Raw genomic sequence first — 16,424 nt, forward strand, 5'->3', positions numbered from 1 at the left:
ATGGATAGGGCCACTGACAGCACAACGCCGACCCTGGGCCGGTGTTGTGCTTTTCAGTTTTTACCGTAACGCCACGCTGACCTCTGGCGTGTGCTTGCCCAGCTTCATCAGCCAGTAATAGCTCAGCGCCGGCATCAGGAGCCCGACGATCCAGGCCAGGTCCACACCGTCCAGCGCGTTGGCCACCGGTCCGACATACAACGTGGTGTTCATGAACGGAATTTCCAGAGCGATTGCCAGCAGGAAGCTGCCACAGGCGATCCAGTTGATACGCCCGTAGATCCCGTTCAGGTTGAAGATGTCATCAATCTGGTACCGGCCTTTGCGCAAGCAGTAATAGTCCACCAGATTGATCGCCGTCCAGGGGATCAGGAAGTAGCTCATGAAGAAGATAAAGTTGAGGAAGAAGCTAATGAAGTTGTCCTGACTGATGGTGCACAACGCCGTGGCCAGCAGGCTGATCAGCAGCATGAACAGTCCGCGCACCCGAGGCGTTACCTTGAGTCGGGCAAAGGGTTCGATCACGGTGATGGTCGACATGAACGCGCCGTACAGGTTGAAGACGTTGATCGACACCTGGCCATACAGGATGAACACGAACAACAACACAGCGCCACCGCCGAACAGCCCGGCGACATGACCTCCGACGTTGCCGGAAAAATCAGTGATACCTACGCTGAGGATCGCGCCGAGGATCATCATCCATGCGCCGCCACTGACCGTGCCGGCGTAGCTGTACCAAAACACTTTGGCGGTGGGTGTTGTGCTCGGCAGGTAGCGTGAGTAATCGGCGACGTAAGGTGCGTACGACAGCTGCCAGGTGACCGCGATGCTCACCGCCACGAGGAACTTCGACAGTGAGAAACCGGTTGGCAGCCATTGTTCCGCGGGTATCGGCAGCTGCAGCGCCAGCAGTGTGGCGGCAAAGAACACCACCAACGACAGCAGCGACAGCCACTTCTGCAAACGGTGGATCAGGCGATAACCGTACAGCGCAACGACGAAGCACAAGGCCCCGATCAGGTAGACATTAGCCGTCGCCGACAGTGGGCTGACGGATTCTATTGCCTGGGCGGCGAGCAAGGTATTGCTGACGAAGAATCCCAGGTAGATCAGCATCACAAACAGCAGCGGCAACACTGCGCCCAACACGCCGAACTGTGCACGGCTCTGGATCATTTGCGGGATGCCCAGTTTCGGTCCTTGGGCGGAGTGGGAAGCCATGAAAATCGCCCCCGACAGTGAGCCGATAATGATCGCCAGCGCACTCCAGAACAGATTGAGCCCCATCACCACCGGCAATACGCCGGAAGCGATGGTCGTAATGTTCATGTTGGCGCCGAACCAGATGAAAAACAGTGAGCCGGGGTGGCCATGGCGTTCGGATTCAGGGATGAAATCAATGCTTCTTTTTTCGACTTGCATGGCGATTACTCCTGAGTCCGGGCGAGGTGGGTTTGCAGACGGGCGATGGTGCTTTCGAACTCATGCGGTTGATGAGCGAACAAGTCCGGGCTCTCGGGGATCAAGCTCAGGTAGTCGCGAGATGCGAGGGCGTGCGCACATTGAGCGCTGGTCAGGATCTCCAGTGAGTAAACCCAGTTGGCCATGATCAACAGTGCCGAGTAATGCCCTGACAGGGTGGTTGTGGTGCAGGCATCGCTGACCAGCCGAACGTGATAGCCCAAGGCGAAGGCGTCGAATACGCTGCTGAGTACGCAGACATCGGTCAATACGCCACAGACGATCAGCGTATCGACGCCTTGCGCCTTGAGTCGGGCATCCAGATCGGTGCGGTGGAAGGCGCTGTAGCGGCCCTTGTCCAGCACCTGCTCACCAGGCAGCGGTGCCAGTTGTTCGAGTATTTCCACTTGCCGGGTGCCGGCGCGGTAACTGCTCGGGCCGCCGTCGGCTGCCAATGGTTCGCCGCGCGGCAGGTCACTGCCGTCGGCCTGATTGATGTGACGGGTATAGATGACAGGTACCCGCTGACGGCGGGCGGAGTCGAGCAAGGCGGTCGTGTTAGCCACCACCGTGTCGAAGTTTTCCAGGACGAAACCGTCCTCCTGCTGCATGTCGATGATCAACAGCGCGTTGTTATTGTTCATTGAGCAAACCTGATCATGAGCCGAAGCGCAATGCACCGTGCACGTCGGCGCGATGGCGAGACGTGTGGTGCGTGAATGTCTGTTCGGGTGGGCTCAGTGAACTATTTGCCAGAAACCGTTCTGCTTGGCTGAAACGCTGGCACGCAGACGCTTGAAGTGGATATGCGAAGCGGTCCATTCGCCGCGCAGGTAAGCCTGCTCGGCGCCGGAGGGAGGGGCGAGTGATGGGAGACGACCGTTTTGCATTGGAATCGACCCTACACGTCAATCAGCCCCCCGGCTTCGCGTCCGGGGGACAGGGCTGCGGACTCAGCGAAACGCCGGGACCACGTGTTTGATAAACAGCTCCAGGGATTTTTTCTTTTCCGCATGGGGCAGGCTGTTATCGCACCAGAAGCTGAACTCGTCGACGCCCAGTTCCTGGTAATACTTGATGCGCGGGATGATTTCTTCCGGGGTGCCGATCATGGCGGTCTTGTGCAGACTCTCCAGCTCGAACTCCGGGCGACCGGCGAATTTTTCTTCCGGGCTCGGTGCCAGGAAACCGTTGACCGGTACTTCCTTGTTGCCGAACCAGGCGTCGAAGGTGCGGTAGAAACGCGAGATCGCCTTGGCCCCGACTTTCCAGCCCTCGGGGTCATCGACTGCATGGACGTGGGTGTGACGCAGCACCATCAACTGTGGGCGCGGCACGTCCGGGTTGTTATCCAGCGCAGCCTGGAACTTGTTCTTCAGGTCCAGAACTTCTTCATCGCCTTTCATCAGCGGCGTGACCATGACGTTGCAGCCGTTGGCCACCGCAAAGTTGTGGGAATCCGGGTCGCGGGCGGCGATCCACATCGGCGGGTTTGGCTTCTGAATCGGCTTCGGTACGCTGGTGGACGTCGGGAATTTCCAGATATCGCCGTCGTGGGCGTAATCGCCTTGCCACAGGGCCCGAACGACCGGAACCATTTCCCGCAGTGCCTGGCCGCCGGAAGAAGCAGGCATGCCGCCGGCCATCCGGTCGAACTCGACCTGATAGGCGCCACGTGCCAGGCCGACTTCCATGCGGCCATTGCTGATCACGTCCAGCAGCGCGCATTCACCGGCCACCCGCAACGGGTGCCAGAACGGCGCGATGATGGTGCCGGCGCCCAGGTGAATGGTGGTGGTCTTGGCTGCCAGGTAGGCCAACAATGGCATCGGGCTTGGCGAGATGGTGTATTCCATGGCGTGGTGTTCGCCGATCCAGACGGTGCTGAATCCACCGGCTTCGGCTATCAGGGTCAGTTCGGTCAGGTCTTCGAACAACTGACGGTGGCTGACGCTTTCGTCCCAGCGCTCCATGTGCACGAACAGGGAAAATTTCATGACGCTACCTCGAATCTTTTGTTGTCGGCCTGTCGACTGCGGGCCTGTTGCCTGGAATGAACGCTGAGCGCTCCCGGGTGTTCTCGCCGTGACGCGTTGCTGAGTGCGGCAGGTCGGCTGATGGGTTATTGGTATACCATAATACGGAATATCCGCAAAATATTTCTCTCCGACGGTCGCTTATCCGGCCGGGCACCCGCAGTTGCAGAACATTGATGTCAGCCTGGAACGCTATTGGGTGCGCCGTTTGATCGAATCAAGCGAGGACGGGCAGGGCGCCCATCTTGCCGTGGCAGTACACCAGTGGACCGGCGTTCTGCTGGGGCACGATCAGGTTCTTCACCGCGCCGACCATGATTGCGTGGTCGCCACCTTCATATTCACGCCACAGCTCGCATTCGATCACCGCTGTGGCATTGGCCAGAATCGGATTGCCCAGCTCACTTAATGTCCATTCGATGCCTTGCGCCTTGTCCTTACCTTTGCGCGCGAAGGCGTAGGCTTCACTTTGCTGGCCGCCGGACAGTACGTGAATGGCAAAGCGTTTGTTCTTGATCAGTACCGGATAGGAGTCGGAGCTGTAATTGGGGCAGAACAGCACCAGGGCCGGGTCCATGGATAACGAACTGAACGCGCTGGCGGTCAGGCCGACGATTTGTCCGTCGTCATCGAGCGTGGTGATCACGGTGACCCCGGACGGAAACGAACCCATCACTTGTTTGTAGATGGCGGCATCGATCATGGGACGGTCCTCTGGCGGTGAAACAGGTTTTTATGAGTTTGTAGGTATGATGGTATACCGTAATACGGTGTTTGCAAGGGCTTTTTCAATCACCCGATAAACGCACGCCTTGGGTCTTAAGCCCAATGATTACGGGGCTTTAAGCTAGGCGGCACAGGCGCCTGTTCGTCAAAATGGCGGATCAGATAGACATACAAAGACCGGATCAGCCTTGTTAAAAGTTTGGAATACCATAATATGACCTGCATCTGAGGGGAGGCCAAAGAGCACCCCCGGTTTGGCTTCATACAAATATAAGATCAGACAAACTCGAGTTCATGCACATGTCCCAGATGTCCCGGCAAGACCCCCTGATCGAGAATCACACGGTCGACTACGTCCCACTCGCAGAGCGCCACGGGAAGGCCCGCGATCTATTCACCTTATGGTTCAGTACCAACATTGCACCACTGCCTATCGTCACCGGTGCCATGGTGGTCCAGGTGTTCCACCTCAATCTGTTCTGGGGGTTACTGGCGATCGCGCTTGGGCACATGGTCGGCGGGTTGGTGATTGCCCTGGCGTCGGCTCAGGGGCCGCGGATGGGCATTCCGCAAATGGTGCAGAGTCGTGGTCAGTTCGGTCGTTATGGCGCGCTATTGATCGTGTTCTTTGCGGCACTGATCTACATCGGCTTTTTCATTTCCAATATCGTGTTGGCCGGCAAATCCATCGTCGGCATCGCGCCTTCGGTTCCCGTGCCGGCCAGCATCCTGATCGGAGCCCTCAGCGCCACTGCCATCGGGGTCATTGGTTACCGCTTTATTCATACCCTCAACCGCATTGGCACCTGGGTCATGGGCAGTGCCTTGCTCGCCGGGTTCCTGTTTATCTTTGCCCATGATCTACCGGCGGACTTCTTCACCCGCGGTGGTTTTAACCTGTCTGGCTGGTTGGCCACCGTGTCGCTGGGGATTATCTGGCAGATCAGCTTCTCGCCGTATGTGTCGGACTATTCGCGTTACCTGCCGGCGGATATCGGGATTGCACGTCCGTTCTTCGCCACTTACCTGGGCGCAACGCTTGGCACCATTCTGTCGTTCTCCTTCGGCGCGGTGGCCGTGTTGGCGACCCCGGAAGGCACTGAAGCGATGGTGGCGGTGAAGCAATCCACCGGTTGGCTGGGGCCTATTCTGATGGTGCTGTTTTTGCTCAATATCATCAGCCACAACGCCTTGAATCTGTATGGTGCGGTGCTGTCGATCATCACCTCGATCCAGACGTTTGCCAGTCAGTGGACGCCTGGCATCAAGCTGCGTGTGGTGTTGTCGGGTCTTGTTTTGGCGGGCTGCTGCCTGGTCGCGCTGAGTGCTTCGGCGGATTTCATTTCGCAGTTCATTGGGCTGATTCTGGCGCTGTTGCTGGTGTTGGTGCCGTGGGCTTCGATTAACCTGATCGACTTCTATTTGATCAAGCGCGGCAGCTATGACATTGCTTCGATCTTTAGTGCGGATGGCGGGATTTATGGGCGGTTCAACCTGCATGCGATCGTTGCGTATTTCATCGGGATTATCGTGCAGTTGCCGTTTGCCAATACGTCGTTGTATGTGGGGCCGTATGCCAATTGGGTGGAAGGCGCTGATTTGTCGTGGCTGGTGGGGTTGGTGGTGACGTGTCCGTTGTATTACTGCCTGGCGACGCGGGGGCAGGCTCAGGAGGTCCGGGCTTCTCGCCTTGGTTTTGCTGATTAGTTTTTGATGGGTGTTTGTCTGGAATGCCCGGGTTATACCGTAATGCTGTTCATTTGAGCGATGTGATCCACTGTAGGAGCGAGCTTGCTCGCGATGGTTGTTAAAGATAGCGCGTGTTTACAGGCTAAACGCAGCGCTCTTGAATCCATCGTCGGAACGCCGCCCGGAGCAAGCTCGCTCCTACAAAATCCTTAACAGTGGTTCACTTTTTTCACACACGCATACATGGAATGCAGCGCAAGTCCCAGGTTTCAAAGCCCTCCGCCGAAGCGATACTGCCAGACTATGCCAACCGCATTGTATTCGCTGCCTGTGCGGGTATGCCCGCCATTACTCGCATTCAGCTTTACCGAATGGTTCCTGTTCAACGGCAGTGTGAGGGTGCATCCGTAGCGTGTGTTTTCCTGAGAATCGTGGTTGCCGACGCCATCGATCGAGGTACTCCCGCCAGCGAAGTAGGTCGTATCCAGCGACGCCCAAATACCGTTGCTAAAGGCATAGATAAGATGCCCCTGTACCTGGTAAATCGGGTTCTGGGAAAGTGTGTGGTCGCGGAGGTACTCATCGTTGTCGGTGTAAAAGGTTCCCGCGCCGGAGAGTTCCAGGGTCACTGGCCCCACGCGTTTGGAAATCCCGAGTTCGGGCTTGAATGACCAGCGGTTGTTGCCGAGATTTACCAGCTTGCTCGCGTCGTATTGGCCGAGTGGTGCGGTGATCGCCAGGCTGGTGCCGATAATCAGATCCTGTTGATAGCTGGGGAATTCAGCCAGGGACATCGCCGGGGCGCCATATAAGTTGACCGAAAACCGGAATCTTGGATCGATCAACCCCGTAACATTACGCTCCTTGGGTTCACCGTCGAACAGAGCGGAGCCCGTCAATCTGGCCTCAGGCACGACGATATCGAACTTCCCGGAGCGGCCCCAGACGTCCAGCGATCTGGCAAAGGCAAACACGACAGTCTTGATGTTGAGCTTGGCATCCTGGAGCGGGACTGAGGGGTTGGCCGTCACGTTGCCATGGAGATCGCTGTAGCCCATGAGCAGGAAATTCATACCGACCGGGGTATTGGCGTAGGACCTGGGTTCGAGATCCTCTGCGACTGCAGCGGGAGCAACGATGATGAGCGAAGCGGATGCGAACCCAACCAGTCTGACGACGCAGAGTTTGTGTTTCATCCACATTCACTCGCTTCCTGTGAGGGAGTTCTATGTATTGTTGTAGCGCATCTGCATTCGTTTGGCACTTATAGCGGCCACACCTGGGTTTCCTCAGGCGAAATCGACGGGCAGCATTCGCCCCATAGCGGTCTGTCAGAAGTGCCTGCAGAGCCCGGGGCGATTCATTCAGGGTGTTGAAGATCCATCATTGCGTTAGAAGGCGAGGCCTAATTTTGCGCCATATTCTTCCCTGGTTTGTTTTTTGATATCGGTCACCGCAAATTGCCCATCCAGGTCATATTTGAAGCGGTTGTAGTATAGGGAGGCTATAACCGGAATCGAACCTTGCTGATTAAACAGGAAGCTCAGCTCGATATAAGGATTGGTGCTGTCTTTTAAATCCTGATTCTCGCTGCTGATTCCATGGAGTTTTAGCTGCGAATCACCATTTATGGATCTTCGAATTCCCGCTTCAAAACGCAGAACTGTAGTGTTGAACTGATGATTGTAGCCCGCAGCAATTTTAGCGAACGGAGTACGGCTCGTGAGATCAATGTTGTACTTGTCAGAGTCCGGTTCAAATCGATTCCATTTGTACCCTCCGCCCAATAAAACATCCATAAAATTGCGCGCATCAAAAGCCATCCTCCAGCCAACATCCAAGTCAGCTTGGCCATCCTTTACTTTCTGATTCTTTTTTTCAGAGTACTGCCCACTGATTTCTGCCTGATAAATAAGGCCAGTCTGAGCCGTCATTTTGTTGCCGAAGTTAAGAAATAATCCTCCTTCCGGCATGTGCTCGGTGTTCGAGCTTTTGCGCCCTGTGAATTCGAGAACGCTGTAGCTTCCCAGCAAGCCAAATGCAAAAAGCGGATCGGTAGAAGGTGCGGCGCTTGAAGTTGTTGGTAAGGATCCCGCGAATAGGAGGGTGACAACAGCAGTAAGATTGGTCCTTTTCATAAGAACTCCATCAGTACGCTACAGGTCCAGATTAGACCGGTCACTGACAACGATAGCTGCTTTTTCAAGCCTCTCATCAAAGCGAATTCACTCGACACGAGCGCTCAAGTCTGCAAGTCAGTGAGTTCTGTTCATCCTGGGTTGAATTTGTTGTCGTGGCACAATCCCGGCCCCCGTCCGATTTTTGCCGCCCTCTATCGATGGTTTGCTCTGCGACACGTCTTCATCTTGATGGTCGTGACAGGACGCTCCACTGAGGCAGATGGTAGCGGCAAGTAAAAAAACGGACTCAAATGCCCATCCATGAGCGCAGCTCATCTCGCCTTGGACGCTGATTCTGATCATGGGAGAGGCGCCTCTGGCGAGGCCATTGACGGCGAAGCAAATATACAAAACTTGCGACGGCGGTAGTGGCGTGAGATCACTCGGAAGGGCGCGCTAGTTGATCTGCACAAGAACCGGGCCTTCCGTTACGATCGGCGGGTTCGCGTGGATATGCGAGGCGTTTTTCTGAATCCAGTCGCGCGCGACTTTCAAGCTTGCATCGGTGCTGGTCTTGTCCGTGCAAACAGTCACCGCCGTACCGCCATCACCTGTATTCAGCAGTGTGTAGCTTACGAGGCCAGGCACTGTCCGCAGGGTAGCTTCGACGTCGGCCTTGCGCTCTTCTAAAAGCTCGAAAAGCTGCTTTGCTCCAACACCCAAGTAGGTTCTTATAACCGCGTACATCGTCGTCTCCTTCGGGAACTACCGTCTTGACGCCAATCCAGATCCGCTGATGGCCGCTATCACTCCGGTTTCAGTTCGTCCCAATATATTCATCTTAGCCAAACGCCGGCGACACGCGAAATGCAACGACCACCGGCCGCTACTGACTGATGTGTCTATAAAATCGGGAGCGATTCACCTATCGCTCGGACATTCAGGTCTGTCGATGCCAGAGTGTCGGAAAAAGCTCGTGTTCCATAGGTGCATCTGATGCCAGAGCATCTTTAAGCCCGGGAAAGTCGGGTGAGGTGGCCCACGGTCTCGGCGCGTGCCGCACGTCATCGCCTATGACCCTTACTGAAAACGCGCGGCGACGGTTATGCCCGCCCACGCCAGCAGAGGCGTGCAAGGTCAACATGTTGAAACACACCATGTCCCCCGGCGACAACGTCCATCCGAGAATGGGAAAGTCCTCGCGATGGCTTTCAATATCCGGTAGCTCGCCCAGTGTTCCCTCGGAAAACCATTTGGCCTGGCTGTCCATGAAGGACCGAGGCATCAACCAGGGACCCTTGTGTGAGCCGGCGATGAATTCGAGGGTCGATTCCCTGGGCACGGGATCAACCGGAATCCAGAAACTCACGGTGTCCGAACCTGTGATGTTGTAGTAAGGCTGGTCCTGGTGCCAAGGTGTGCGCTGGCGCGTATTGGGCTCTTTCACCAGCAAGTGATCATGGTGCAGGCGCACCTGTTGGCTGTTCAGCAGGGCGGCCGCGATGGGGGCGATGGCAGAGTTGAAGATGAAGTCGCGATAGTGTGCATTCTCTTGCCAGTTACAAAAGTCCTCGAAGAACCATCCCGGGTCCGTAGGGCTGCTCGCCACTTTTGCGCGAGGGCTGGGATGGGCAAGGTTGCGCTCGATGCCTAGCGTCAGTTCGCTGATTTGCTGCGCAGTAAACGCATTACGGATGCACACTGCACCATCAGTTTGAAAGGCACGCACAGTCTCGTCGCTGACGGGGAAGGCATAACGGGATTCACCGCGTTGTGTCATTTCGTTCATGGGAGTTGCCTCATTCGCCGTAAATATCGAAGTTGAAGTACTGCTTCGCGATCTGGTCGTATTGGCCTGATTGGCGAATGCCGGCAATGGCCGTGTTCAGCTGCTCTCTGAGATCAGGCTCGTTTTTTCGCACACCGATAGCGACGCCATCGCCAATGATGCTTTTGTCGGTGATGGGCTCACCGGCAAAGGCAAAGCCCTGGCCTTGAGGCTTTTGCAGTAATCCGATGTCGGCTTGTACCGAGGCCTGGAACGAGGCATCCAGGCGTCCGGTGATGAGGTCTGAAAACACCTGGTCCTGGGTTTGGTAGGAAAGGATCTCGACGCCTTGGCGGCCCCATTGCGACTTGGCATAACTTTCATGTAGCGAGCCTTGAACCACCCCAACCGACTTGCCTTTCAATGATGCTGCCGTCGGCAGCAATCCGGAGTCTTTTCTGGCAACGAGAGAAGACGGCGCGGTGTAGATTTTGTGGCTGAAATCGACCTGCTGGCGACGTGCCTCGGTGGCGCTGAATGCAGACAGGATGGCGTCGAATTTCTTCGCCTTTAACGCCGGGATCATGCTGTCGAAGGTCTGCTCGACCCAAATGCATTTGACCCGCAATTCGGCACATAGGGCATTGCCCAGATCGATATCAAAACCACTCAATGAACCATCTGGCTGCTTTTGCTCGAAAGGTGGGTAGCTAGGGTCGACACCGAATTTGATCACCGGTTCTGCCTGCGATAGCGGGGTGATGACCAGCCCGAACAGCAGGGTGATGTATTGAAGTTTGCGTAGTTGCATGATGACCTCGTTTTTTATTGGTTTTCACGGTTTGGCAGGTCTGTGGTCAAGCGTTGAGTGGCAAGAAGGCCTCAGTCAATTTGACCCAATAGCCAGCACCCCGAATCAGGATGTCGTCATTGAAGTCATAACGAGGGTCGTGAGCCATGCAGCTCTTTTCACCGTCGCCATTGCCGATGATCAGGTAGCTGCCAGGGCATTGCTGCAGGAAGTAGGCGAAATCCTCGCTGCCATTGAAGGGCACGATGTCGTTCAGCACCTCGTCCTCACCGAGCCAGTCGACGGCCACCTGACTGGCAAACCGGGTCATTTCTTCGTCATTCACCAGCAAGGGGTAGTCGGCACTGTAGTCGATGTCGGCGGTCGCGCCGAATGCCTGTGCCTGGGCGTGAATGAGGTGTTTTATCTGGCTCTCCAGGCGGTCCCGCACGGCGTTGTTCAGTGCGCGGACGGAAATCAGCATGTGCGCACTGTCCGGGATCACGTTGGACGCCTTGCCGGCGTTAATGGCCCCGACGGTGATAACGCTCATTTCCTGAGGTGAGATGTTGCGCGAGACGATGGTCTGCAAGGCCATGATGATGCTTGCGCAGACCACCACAGGGTCGACGCTCAGGTGCGGCATCGCGCCGTGGCCGCCTTTTCCGTGAATCGTGACACTGACCTGGTCGGCAGAGGCCATGAAGGGCCCGGCTCGGAACCCGAGTTTTCCGACAGGGTAGCCAGGCATGTTGTGTGCCGCGAACACTGCATCGCAGGGGAACCGTTGCAGCACGCCTTCCTGAATCATTCGTCGGGCGCCGGCCAGACCTTCTTCGGCTGGCTGGAAAATCAGGTGGACGGTGCCGTCGAACGGATGGCCATGGGCGAGGGCGTAGGCGGCGGCGAGGAGCATGACCGTATGTCCGTCATGGCCACATGCGTGCATCTTGCCCGGTATCCGGCTTGCATAGGGGAGCCCGGTTTTTTCCAGAATAGGCAGTGCGTCCATGTCAGCCCGTATGCCGATCACACGAAAACTGGTGCCTTTTTTCAGCGTGGCGATGACCGCGGTTTCGGCAAAGCCGCGCGTCACGTCATAACCCCATTTGATCAATCGTTCGGCTACCAGCTCGCTAGTCTCGACCTCCTGATAACCGAGTTCAGGGTTGGCATGGATCTGGTGGCGCAGTTCGCGCATTTCCTGCTCAATCTCTTTTAACAGCGTGATGGACTGTGTCATTGGCAGCGATTTTCCTTGGTGACCAAGAGGCGAAACCAATCTGTCGCAAGGGCCACATTCCACGATGGCTTACGGCATCATGCGTTTCATCAAAGTGCCCGGGCTTTTTCTGGTACGGTCTTTTGGTAAAGTTCGAAGCCCAGGTGGTGTTGGTCCGAGAGTAGAGGGCCAAGGCAGCAGCTGACAGGCAATCGAAAGTGAACAAGGCAACCCTGGGTTAACACCGGCGGACACTATGAAGTTCTATCAACTCAATGCACTGGTGGCGGTGGCCGACGCGGGCAGTATTCGCGGCGCTGCAAAAAGGCTCGACACTTCACCGGCAGCGGTCACCAAGGCCATCCAGAAGCTGGAGGCAGACACCGCCACACAATTGCTGATCCGTAATACCTCTGGGATTGTGTTTACCGAGCTCGGCAAGAAACTGTTGATTCAGGCACGTCTGCTGGTGGCACAGATGGTCAGTGCCCGTCAGGTGTTGGGGGATTGCAACGGGGAACTGGTGGGGCGCTTGTCGGTCGCCGTGACACCCTGGTTGGCGATGACGCTCATGCCAAAATCCGTCGTGCGTTTTCGCCAGCTGTTTCCAAAGGTGCAACTTGAGTTGTATGAGGGGCTTTCATCGGTCGCGTGTCCGCTGCTGCGGGATGCGAGCGTCGATCTGTTTATCGGACGGCTTGATACCCGGTTTTCAAGCACCGACCTGACCTATCTGCCACTGTTCACCGCCGATTGTGCGGTGGTGGCCCGTCAGCAACACCCGTTGTCGAACAGCAGGACCATGGAGGATCTGGCGTCGGCTGACTGGATACTGGCCTCGCAGCAAGACGGAGCGATTTCGACGCAGGGGCATGTGCATTTCGCCCATTCGCTCTCGATCATCTTGAGCTTGCTGCGTGAAACCGACATGTTGAGCATCTTTCCCTGGCCGCTGGTGGAGATATGCGCTCAGCGCGAAGGCTTGTGCGCCTTGCCTCTGCGCGAGCCGGTCGGCAGTGCCTCGGTGGGCGCCATCAGCCGAAGCGGGCAGCCCCTGCGGCCGGCGGCCGAGCGCTTTCTGGAATGTCTGATCGAAACCATTCACCTGGAGATGGGGCATGCGCACTCGCCTTATCGGCGCATGTTGCAGACCGTCGATTTACTGGTCTGAGTGGGTCGCTTACAGTCGCGTGCGCCCTCAGGTTCGCACTCTGCATGCCCCAATGAAGTAAAAAAAGCATCATTCAGCTCGCTGTTTATTTCCAGCGCAAACACTATCCACACCGGTGTGCATACGCTTAAAGCGATGCCCGCTCCAGAAACTTCCTGATCTCGAGAGAGTAGGCGCCAGGATGCGAGAACCTGAACATGTGGCCGGTGCGCGGCATGATGACTTCCTGCGAACCCTTTATGCCCTTCAGGAGGATCCCCGCGGCTTCCTCGCCGATCAGCTTGTCTTCCTCGGGAGTCAGGATCAGCGTGGGGACGTCAATGTTCTTCAGCAGGGCCGTATAGTTCACCTTCTCGATCGAGTGCATGCGGTTGACGTAGGCTTTGTGGGGCGTCTCCTTGACGAAGAAGGCGCGACTCTTTCCGGTTGACCAGGGGATCTCACCCTCCTTGTCAAACGACGAAGCCAACTGCGCTGCGTGGACCCGAAGGGTCGTCTGTCGGTAAAAGGGCCCGGGGAAGAACGGTACAAGCGCTGCCAGCGTCTTGAGCAGGGGCGAGGTGATCGGGTTCTTGGCAAAGCCCCCTGAGAGCACCAGGCCCTTAAGGCCCTTCGGCTGCCGCGTCGCCACCGCGATCGAGGACACCGCGCCGTAAGAATCGCCAACTAACACATAGCTCTCGAGGTCCTTCACCTGATGAGCGATGAAGTCGGCCAACGTTTCCAGCTCGCACACGTCGTCCGGCAAACGAAGGGTGCGCATGGGGCGGCCCTGCAAGTAGGTCAACTGGTCAAGCTGCCATGGGGCCCCTGCGAAGCAAGGGATCATGACCAGGGTGGGCTCTGTTTTCATGAGGTACTCCTAGCGGGTTGAATAAACAACGACCGAACTCTAGGAGGACCGAGGCATTCGATCCAATGGCATTAACGCACCCTGTCGATGCACGAGATTCATCGCACCGGGTCGCTCCGGCCGCGGCAAGTCCCCGCCGATGTTTAGCCGGCAATCATCATGTTGGTCATCCACTCAACGGCGGGCTCGTTGGCGCGCCCTCGTGCTCGAATAACGAGTACCTCCCAGGTGGGTAGCGCCAAGGGCAGCTCAAAAAGGCTCAGTTGCGCGGTCTCCTGCATCTGCAATGCGACCCGCTCGGCAATAACGGCAATCGATTGCGAAGCGCCGACCATGAACGGAACAGCCAGAAAACTGGGGCAGGTGACGTTCACCTTGCGGGTACGACCGAGGCTCTCCAGCGCATCGTCGACAACGCCCCGTGTATCGCCGCGCGGCGAGACCAGAATGTGGGGCAGGCGAGCGAAGTCATCCAAATCCATGTGCAGCTTCTTGCCTCGCTTGACCAGCGCTGGGTGGCCCTTGCGCGCGATGCCGACGAAACGCTCCTTATGGACAAGCTGGCAATCAAAGCGCTGCGGGATCTGGGCAAAAGAGCCCGACCCTAGCACGATGTCGATCTCGCCGGCGTCCAACATGCGCAGAGCGGATTCGACATCGGCTGGCCTGAGTCTCAGCACGGCGTCCGGCGCAGCGGCCTGGATCCTGGCCAGAACAGGGGCGATGACGGTCAATACGGCGTGATCGGTGGCCGCCACTGAGAGTGTCGCTTGCAAACGACTTGGATCGAACGGACCACGTGGACTGGCGACGAGCCTGACCGACTCGAGCACTGCCGCCACTCTCGGCATTAACTCTATGGCCAGCGGCGTCGGCGCGATCCCGCGGGGGTTACGAATGAAAAGCTGATCAGCAAAAGCTGTACGCAGCCTCGATAAGGCGTGGCTGGTTGCGGACTGGGACAAATGCAATCTTTCGGCCGCGCGGCCGACGTGCTTTTCGGCCCAAAGCGCCTCAAGTACAACCAGAAGGTTGAGATCGAAACGCGTCAGATCCAGGGGCTTCATGCTGTATTAGCCTCTTCGTTCATAATTGGAAGCACGGAATTCCCGTACAGCCCTTACGGGGCCGCTATCGCGCACGACAAAGACAAGGGGGGGCGTCTGGCATGCAGGCAAGCTTACCGCTAGCAGACAGAAGCACTTCGTGACGTCTCGGGGCCGCATCAAATTTTTCGGGATTTTGGAGGGGCGGTGTCTCTCAGCAGCGCCCGGCGCGACCTACGCCACGATAGCGTGAGCTCCTTGCAACTCGCAACTCCGAACCCGCCGGATCCGAAACGACGGGCGACGAGCAGTCCCAGCTCAGGAGCACCAATGCGCCTGGAGCAGTGTCCGGTTCCAGGCATGACCCCGTTTTTTGATGCCTCAAGGCAGACGCTCACGGACGACTGCTTGTGGCCGATTCTGTTGAAAAAGTCCGAGCGGATAGACTCAACCTACACTGAGCTTGAAATGCGTCCGATTTACGCGTTGCAAGCCTTCCTGGCAGGGCAAGCGTATTGCAGTGAACGCTCCAGCCCTACCACTTATGCCTGAGTCGTTAATCATGGATGAAGTCACTACCATGCCCTCGGATGATGTACCTGCTATTCAACATATAGTGCAGCGCAAACTCGGACGCTGTCTGTTGCGCTTGCAACAATACGAACGGCAGCTGAAAGCCATTGTCGCGCATGGCGAACTGAGCGGTCCTGCAGATCGGCTGTCTATCATCCGTGAGCAGAAGGTCGCATGTGCCCAGAAAAAGACCATGGGCACGTTGGTAGGGATGCTGACCGAAAGCTTTCTGACGCTGCCGCCCCCAAATGGAGAAGAATCACAGACGGAAGCCGATGCCGGTGACCAGATCTGGTTCAGCTATCGACATCAGTTGGAAATGCCAGCCGAGCACTATGAGGCAACGAAGGTCGCCCTCAAGGAGCTGGTCGACCTGCGCAATGAGCTAGTTCACCACTTCCTTGAGCGTTTCGATCTCTGGTCTAAATCAGGCTGCCAGGCGGCGGATGGCTTCCTGGAGGAAAGCTACGAAACCATCAATTGGCATTACCTAAATCTGCAATGCTGGGCCAAACCCATGGATGAGGCACGAGTTGAAATAGCTTCGTTTATGCAAAGCCAAGCATTTTCAGATGTGCTCATCGATGGTATCCGTGTAGATGGCTCAGTCAATTGGCCTGGCAGTGGAATATGTCGCTGTTTACGTGAAGCAGAAACCAAGTTTGCCGAAGATGGCTGGACTCGACTGGAAGTAGCCATCCGCTGGATCGGTAGTACCTATCCAGAACAGACGCCCAAGCGCTACGGTTGCAGCAGCTGGAGGCATGCCCTGCACGAATCATGGCAGTTCGAAATACGAAAATCCCAAGCTGATAATGAGCGTACTGCCGTCTGGTATCGCAGCAAGGTCAGCTGATTGGGAAACTGAATCGTCCCTCCTTTTGTAAGCGTGCTGAGTGACCGCTTCTGGCCGATTCTGTTGAAAAAGTAGCTCCCCTGTCTGGCCTGCGGCAAAATCTCTGCATT

At 56.7% G+C, this 16,424-nt stretch carries 17 protein-coding genes; 4 read left to right on the top strand and 13 right to left on the bottom strand.

Features of this window, described 5'->3' with window-relative positions:
• Positions 1 to 60: 60 nt before the first annotated feature.
• The 5 genes from ACM6IR_RS12665 to ACM6IR_RS12685 all read right to left on the bottom strand — a co-directional run bounded on the left by ACM6IR_RS12665 (position 61) and on the right by ACM6IR_RS12685 (position 4,203).
• Complete coding sequence (locus tag ACM6IR_RS12665; RefSeq protein ID WP_414908006.1) at positions 61 to 1,425, bottom strand: purine-cytosine permease family protein; 1,365 nt, start codon at positions 1,423 to 1,425, stop codon at positions 61 to 63.
• A gap of 5 nt (positions 1,426 to 1,430) precedes the next feature.
• Positions 1,431 to 2,108 carry an isochorismatase family cysteine hydrolase gene (locus ACM6IR_RS12670; RefSeq protein ID WP_414908007.1) on the bottom strand — a complete coding sequence of 226 codons (678 nt, stop codon included), beginning with the start codon at positions 2,106 to 2,108 and terminating at the stop codon, positions 1,431 to 1,433.
• Positions 2,109 to 2,201: 93 nt separating this feature from the next.
• Positions 2,202 to 2,354 (bottom strand): hypothetical protein, encoded by a 153-nt coding sequence (locus tag ACM6IR_RS12675; protein WP_414908008.1) that lies wholly within the window; start codon positions 2,352 to 2,354, stop codon positions 2,202 to 2,204.
• 63 nt (positions 2,355 to 2,417) lie between these two features.
• Positions 2,418 to 3,461 (bottom strand): LLM class flavin-dependent oxidoreductase, encoded by a 1,044-nt coding sequence (locus ACM6IR_RS12680; RefSeq protein ID WP_414908009.1) that lies wholly within the window; start codon positions 3,459 to 3,461, stop codon positions 2,418 to 2,420.
• Between the two features lie 256 nt (positions 3,462 to 3,717).
• Positions 3,718 to 4,203 (bottom strand): flavin reductase family protein, encoded by a 486-nt coding sequence (locus tag ACM6IR_RS12685; RefSeq protein WP_056740501.1) that lies wholly within the window; start codon positions 4,201 to 4,203, stop codon positions 3,718 to 3,720.
• A gap of 323 nt (positions 4,204 to 4,526) precedes the next feature.
• On the opposite strand from ACM6IR_RS12685, the gene ACM6IR_RS12690 reads away from it, so the two are divergent.
• Positions 4,527 to 5,933, top strand: a complete 1,407-nt coding sequence (locus ACM6IR_RS12690; RefSeq protein ID WP_414908010.1) for a purine-cytosine permease family protein — start codon at positions 4,527 to 4,529, stop codon at positions 5,931 to 5,933.
• Between the two features lie 251 nt (positions 5,934 to 6,184).
• On the opposite strand, the gene ACM6IR_RS12695 is transcribed toward ACM6IR_RS12690, so the two are convergent.
• The 6 genes from ACM6IR_RS12695 to ACM6IR_RS12720 form a co-directional block, all read right to left on the bottom strand.
• Positions 6,185 to 7,117 (bottom strand): transporter, encoded by a 933-nt coding sequence (locus ACM6IR_RS12695; protein ID WP_414908011.1) that lies wholly within the window; start codon positions 7,115 to 7,117, stop codon positions 6,185 to 6,187.
• A gap of 189 nt (positions 7,118 to 7,306) precedes the next feature.
• Entirely contained in the window at positions 7,307 to 8,053 is a 747-nt protein-coding gene (locus tag ACM6IR_RS12700; protein WP_414908012.1) for a hypothetical protein, read from the bottom strand.
• Positions 8,054 to 8,491: 438 nt separating this feature from the next.
• Positions 8,492 to 8,782 carry a hypothetical protein gene (locus tag ACM6IR_RS12705; protein ID WP_414908013.1) on the bottom strand — a complete coding sequence of 97 codons (291 nt, stop codon included), beginning with the start codon at positions 8,780 to 8,782 and terminating at the stop codon, positions 8,492 to 8,494.
• A 193-nt stretch (positions 8,783 to 8,975) separates the two neighbouring features.
• Positions 8,976 to 9,824 carry a phytanoyl-CoA dioxygenase family protein gene (locus ACM6IR_RS12710; RefSeq protein ID WP_414908014.1) on the bottom strand — a complete coding sequence of 283 codons (849 nt, stop codon included), beginning with the start codon at positions 9,822 to 9,824 and terminating at the stop codon, positions 8,976 to 8,978.
• A gap of 10 nt (positions 9,825 to 9,834) precedes the next feature.
• The gene (locus ACM6IR_RS12715; protein WP_414908015.1) at positions 9,835 to 10,614 is read right to left on the bottom strand and encodes an ABC transporter substrate-binding protein; all 780 of its coding nucleotides are present in this window, start codon (positions 10,612 to 10,614) and stop codon (positions 9,835 to 9,837) included.
• 46 nt (positions 10,615 to 10,660) lie between these two features.
• Complete coding sequence (locus ACM6IR_RS12720) at positions 10,661 to 11,836, bottom strand: M20 aminoacylase family protein (RefSeq protein ID WP_414908016.1); 1,176 nt, start codon at positions 11,834 to 11,836, stop codon at positions 10,661 to 10,663.
• A 235-nt stretch (positions 11,837 to 12,071) separates the two neighbouring features.
• On the opposite strand from ACM6IR_RS12720, the gene ACM6IR_RS12725 reads away from it, so the two are divergent.
• Positions 12,072 to 12,986: a LysR family transcriptional regulator gene (locus tag ACM6IR_RS12725; protein ID WP_414908017.1), complete on the top strand. Its 915-nt coding sequence runs from the start codon at positions 12,072 to 12,074 to the stop codon at positions 12,984 to 12,986.
• A 127-nt stretch (positions 12,987 to 13,113) separates the two neighbouring features.
• Here ACM6IR_RS12725 and ACM6IR_RS12730 read toward each other — a convergent pair whose 3' ends face one another.
• Both ACM6IR_RS12730 and ACM6IR_RS12735 read right to left on the bottom strand, forming a co-directional pair.
• Positions 13,114 to 13,839, bottom strand: a complete 726-nt coding sequence (locus tag ACM6IR_RS12730) for an alpha/beta fold hydrolase (protein ID WP_414908018.1) — start codon at positions 13,837 to 13,839, stop codon at positions 13,114 to 13,116.
• 143 nt (positions 13,840 to 13,982) lie between these two features.
• On the bottom strand, positions 13,983 to 14,906 hold the full coding sequence (locus ACM6IR_RS12735) for a LysR family transcriptional regulator (protein WP_414908019.1): 924 nt from the start codon (positions 14,904 to 14,906) through the stop codon (positions 13,983 to 13,985).
• A 309-nt stretch (positions 14,907 to 15,215) separates the two neighbouring features.
• Here ACM6IR_RS12735 and ACM6IR_RS12740 point away from each other — a divergent pair, with 309 nt between their 5' ends.
• Both ACM6IR_RS12740 and ACM6IR_RS12745 read left to right on the top strand, forming a co-directional pair.
• Positions 15,216 to 15,437 carry a hypothetical protein gene (locus ACM6IR_RS12740; protein ID WP_414908020.1) on the top strand — a complete coding sequence of 74 codons (222 nt, stop codon included), beginning with the start codon at positions 15,216 to 15,218 and terminating at the stop codon, positions 15,435 to 15,437.
• A gap of 10 nt (positions 15,438 to 15,447) precedes the next feature.
• Positions 15,448 to 16,314 carry an OST-HTH/LOTUS domain-containing protein gene (locus ACM6IR_RS12745; RefSeq protein WP_414908021.1) on the top strand — a complete coding sequence of 289 codons (867 nt, stop codon included), beginning with the start codon at positions 15,448 to 15,450 and terminating at the stop codon, positions 16,312 to 16,314.
• Positions 16,315 to 16,424: the final 110 nt, after the last annotated feature.

This window comes from Pseudomonas sp. IT-P253 (genome assembly GCF_949768125.1).
Lineage (GTDB): Bacteria > Pseudomonadota > Gammaproteobacteria > Pseudomonadales > Pseudomonadaceae > Aquipseudomonas.

What these genes read in the sequence shown, in the direction of transcription:
- ACM6IR_RS12665 (WP_414908006.1), bottom strand. Translation starts at nt 1,425, where the DNA reads ATGCAAGTCGAAAAAAGAAGCATTGATTTCATCCCTGAATCCGAACGC.
- ACM6IR_RS12670 (WP_414908007.1), bottom strand. Translation starts at nt 2,108, where the DNA reads ATGAACAATAACAACGCGCTGTTGATCATCGACATGCAGCAGGAGGAC.
- ACM6IR_RS12675 (WP_414908008.1), bottom strand. Translation starts at nt 2,354, where the DNA reads ATGCAAAACGGTCGTCTCCCATCACTCGCCCCTCCCTCCGGCGCCGAG.
- ACM6IR_RS12680 (WP_414908009.1), bottom strand. Translation starts at nt 3,461, where the DNA reads ATGAAATTTTCCCTGTTCGTGCACATGGAGCGCTGGGACGAAAGCGTC.
- ACM6IR_RS12685 (WP_056740501.1), bottom strand. Translation starts at nt 4,203, where the DNA reads ATGATCGATGCCGCCATCTACAAACAAGTGATGGGTTCGTTTCCGTCC.
- ACM6IR_RS12690 (WP_414908010.1), top strand. Translation starts at nt 4,527, where the DNA reads ATGTCCCAGATGTCCCGGCAAGACCCCCTGATCGAGAATCACACGGTC.
- ACM6IR_RS12695 (WP_414908011.1), bottom strand. Translation starts at nt 7,117, where the DNA reads ATGTGGATGAAACACAAACTCTGCGTCGTCAGACTGGTTGGGTTCGCA.
- ACM6IR_RS12700 (WP_414908012.1), bottom strand. Translation starts at nt 8,053, where the DNA reads ATGAAAAGGACCAATCTTACTGCTGTTGTCACCCTCCTATTCGCGGGA.
- ACM6IR_RS12705 (WP_414908013.1), bottom strand. Translation starts at nt 8,782, where the DNA reads ATGTACGCGGTTATAAGAACCTACTTGGGTGTTGGAGCAAAGCAGCTT.
- ACM6IR_RS12710 (WP_414908014.1), bottom strand. Translation starts at nt 9,824, where the DNA reads ATGAACGAAATGACACAACGCGGTGAATCCCGTTATGCCTTCCCCGTC.
- ACM6IR_RS12715 (WP_414908015.1), bottom strand. Translation starts at nt 10,614, where the DNA reads ATGCAACTACGCAAACTTCAATACATCACCCTGCTGTTCGGGCTGGTC.
- ACM6IR_RS12720 (WP_414908016.1), bottom strand. Translation starts at nt 11,836, where the DNA reads ATGACACAGTCCATCACGCTGTTAAAAGAGATTGAGCAGGAAATGCGC.
- ACM6IR_RS12725 (WP_414908017.1), top strand. Translation starts at nt 12,072, where the DNA reads ATGAAGTTCTATCAACTCAATGCACTGGTGGCGGTGGCCGACGCGGGC.
- ACM6IR_RS12730 (WP_414908018.1), bottom strand. Translation starts at nt 13,839, where the DNA reads ATGAAAACAGAGCCCACCCTGGTCATGATCCCTTGCTTCGCAGGGGCC.
- ACM6IR_RS12735 (WP_414908019.1), bottom strand. Translation starts at nt 14,906, where the DNA reads ATGAAGCCCCTGGATCTGACGCGTTTCGATCTCAACCTTCTGGTTGTA.
- ACM6IR_RS12740 (WP_414908020.1), top strand. Translation starts at nt 15,216, where the DNA reads ATGCGCCTGGAGCAGTGTCCGGTTCCAGGCATGACCCCGTTTTTTGAT.
- ACM6IR_RS12745 (WP_414908021.1), top strand. Translation starts at nt 15,448, where the DNA reads ATGGATGAAGTCACTACCATGCCCTCGGATGATGTACCTGCTATTCAA.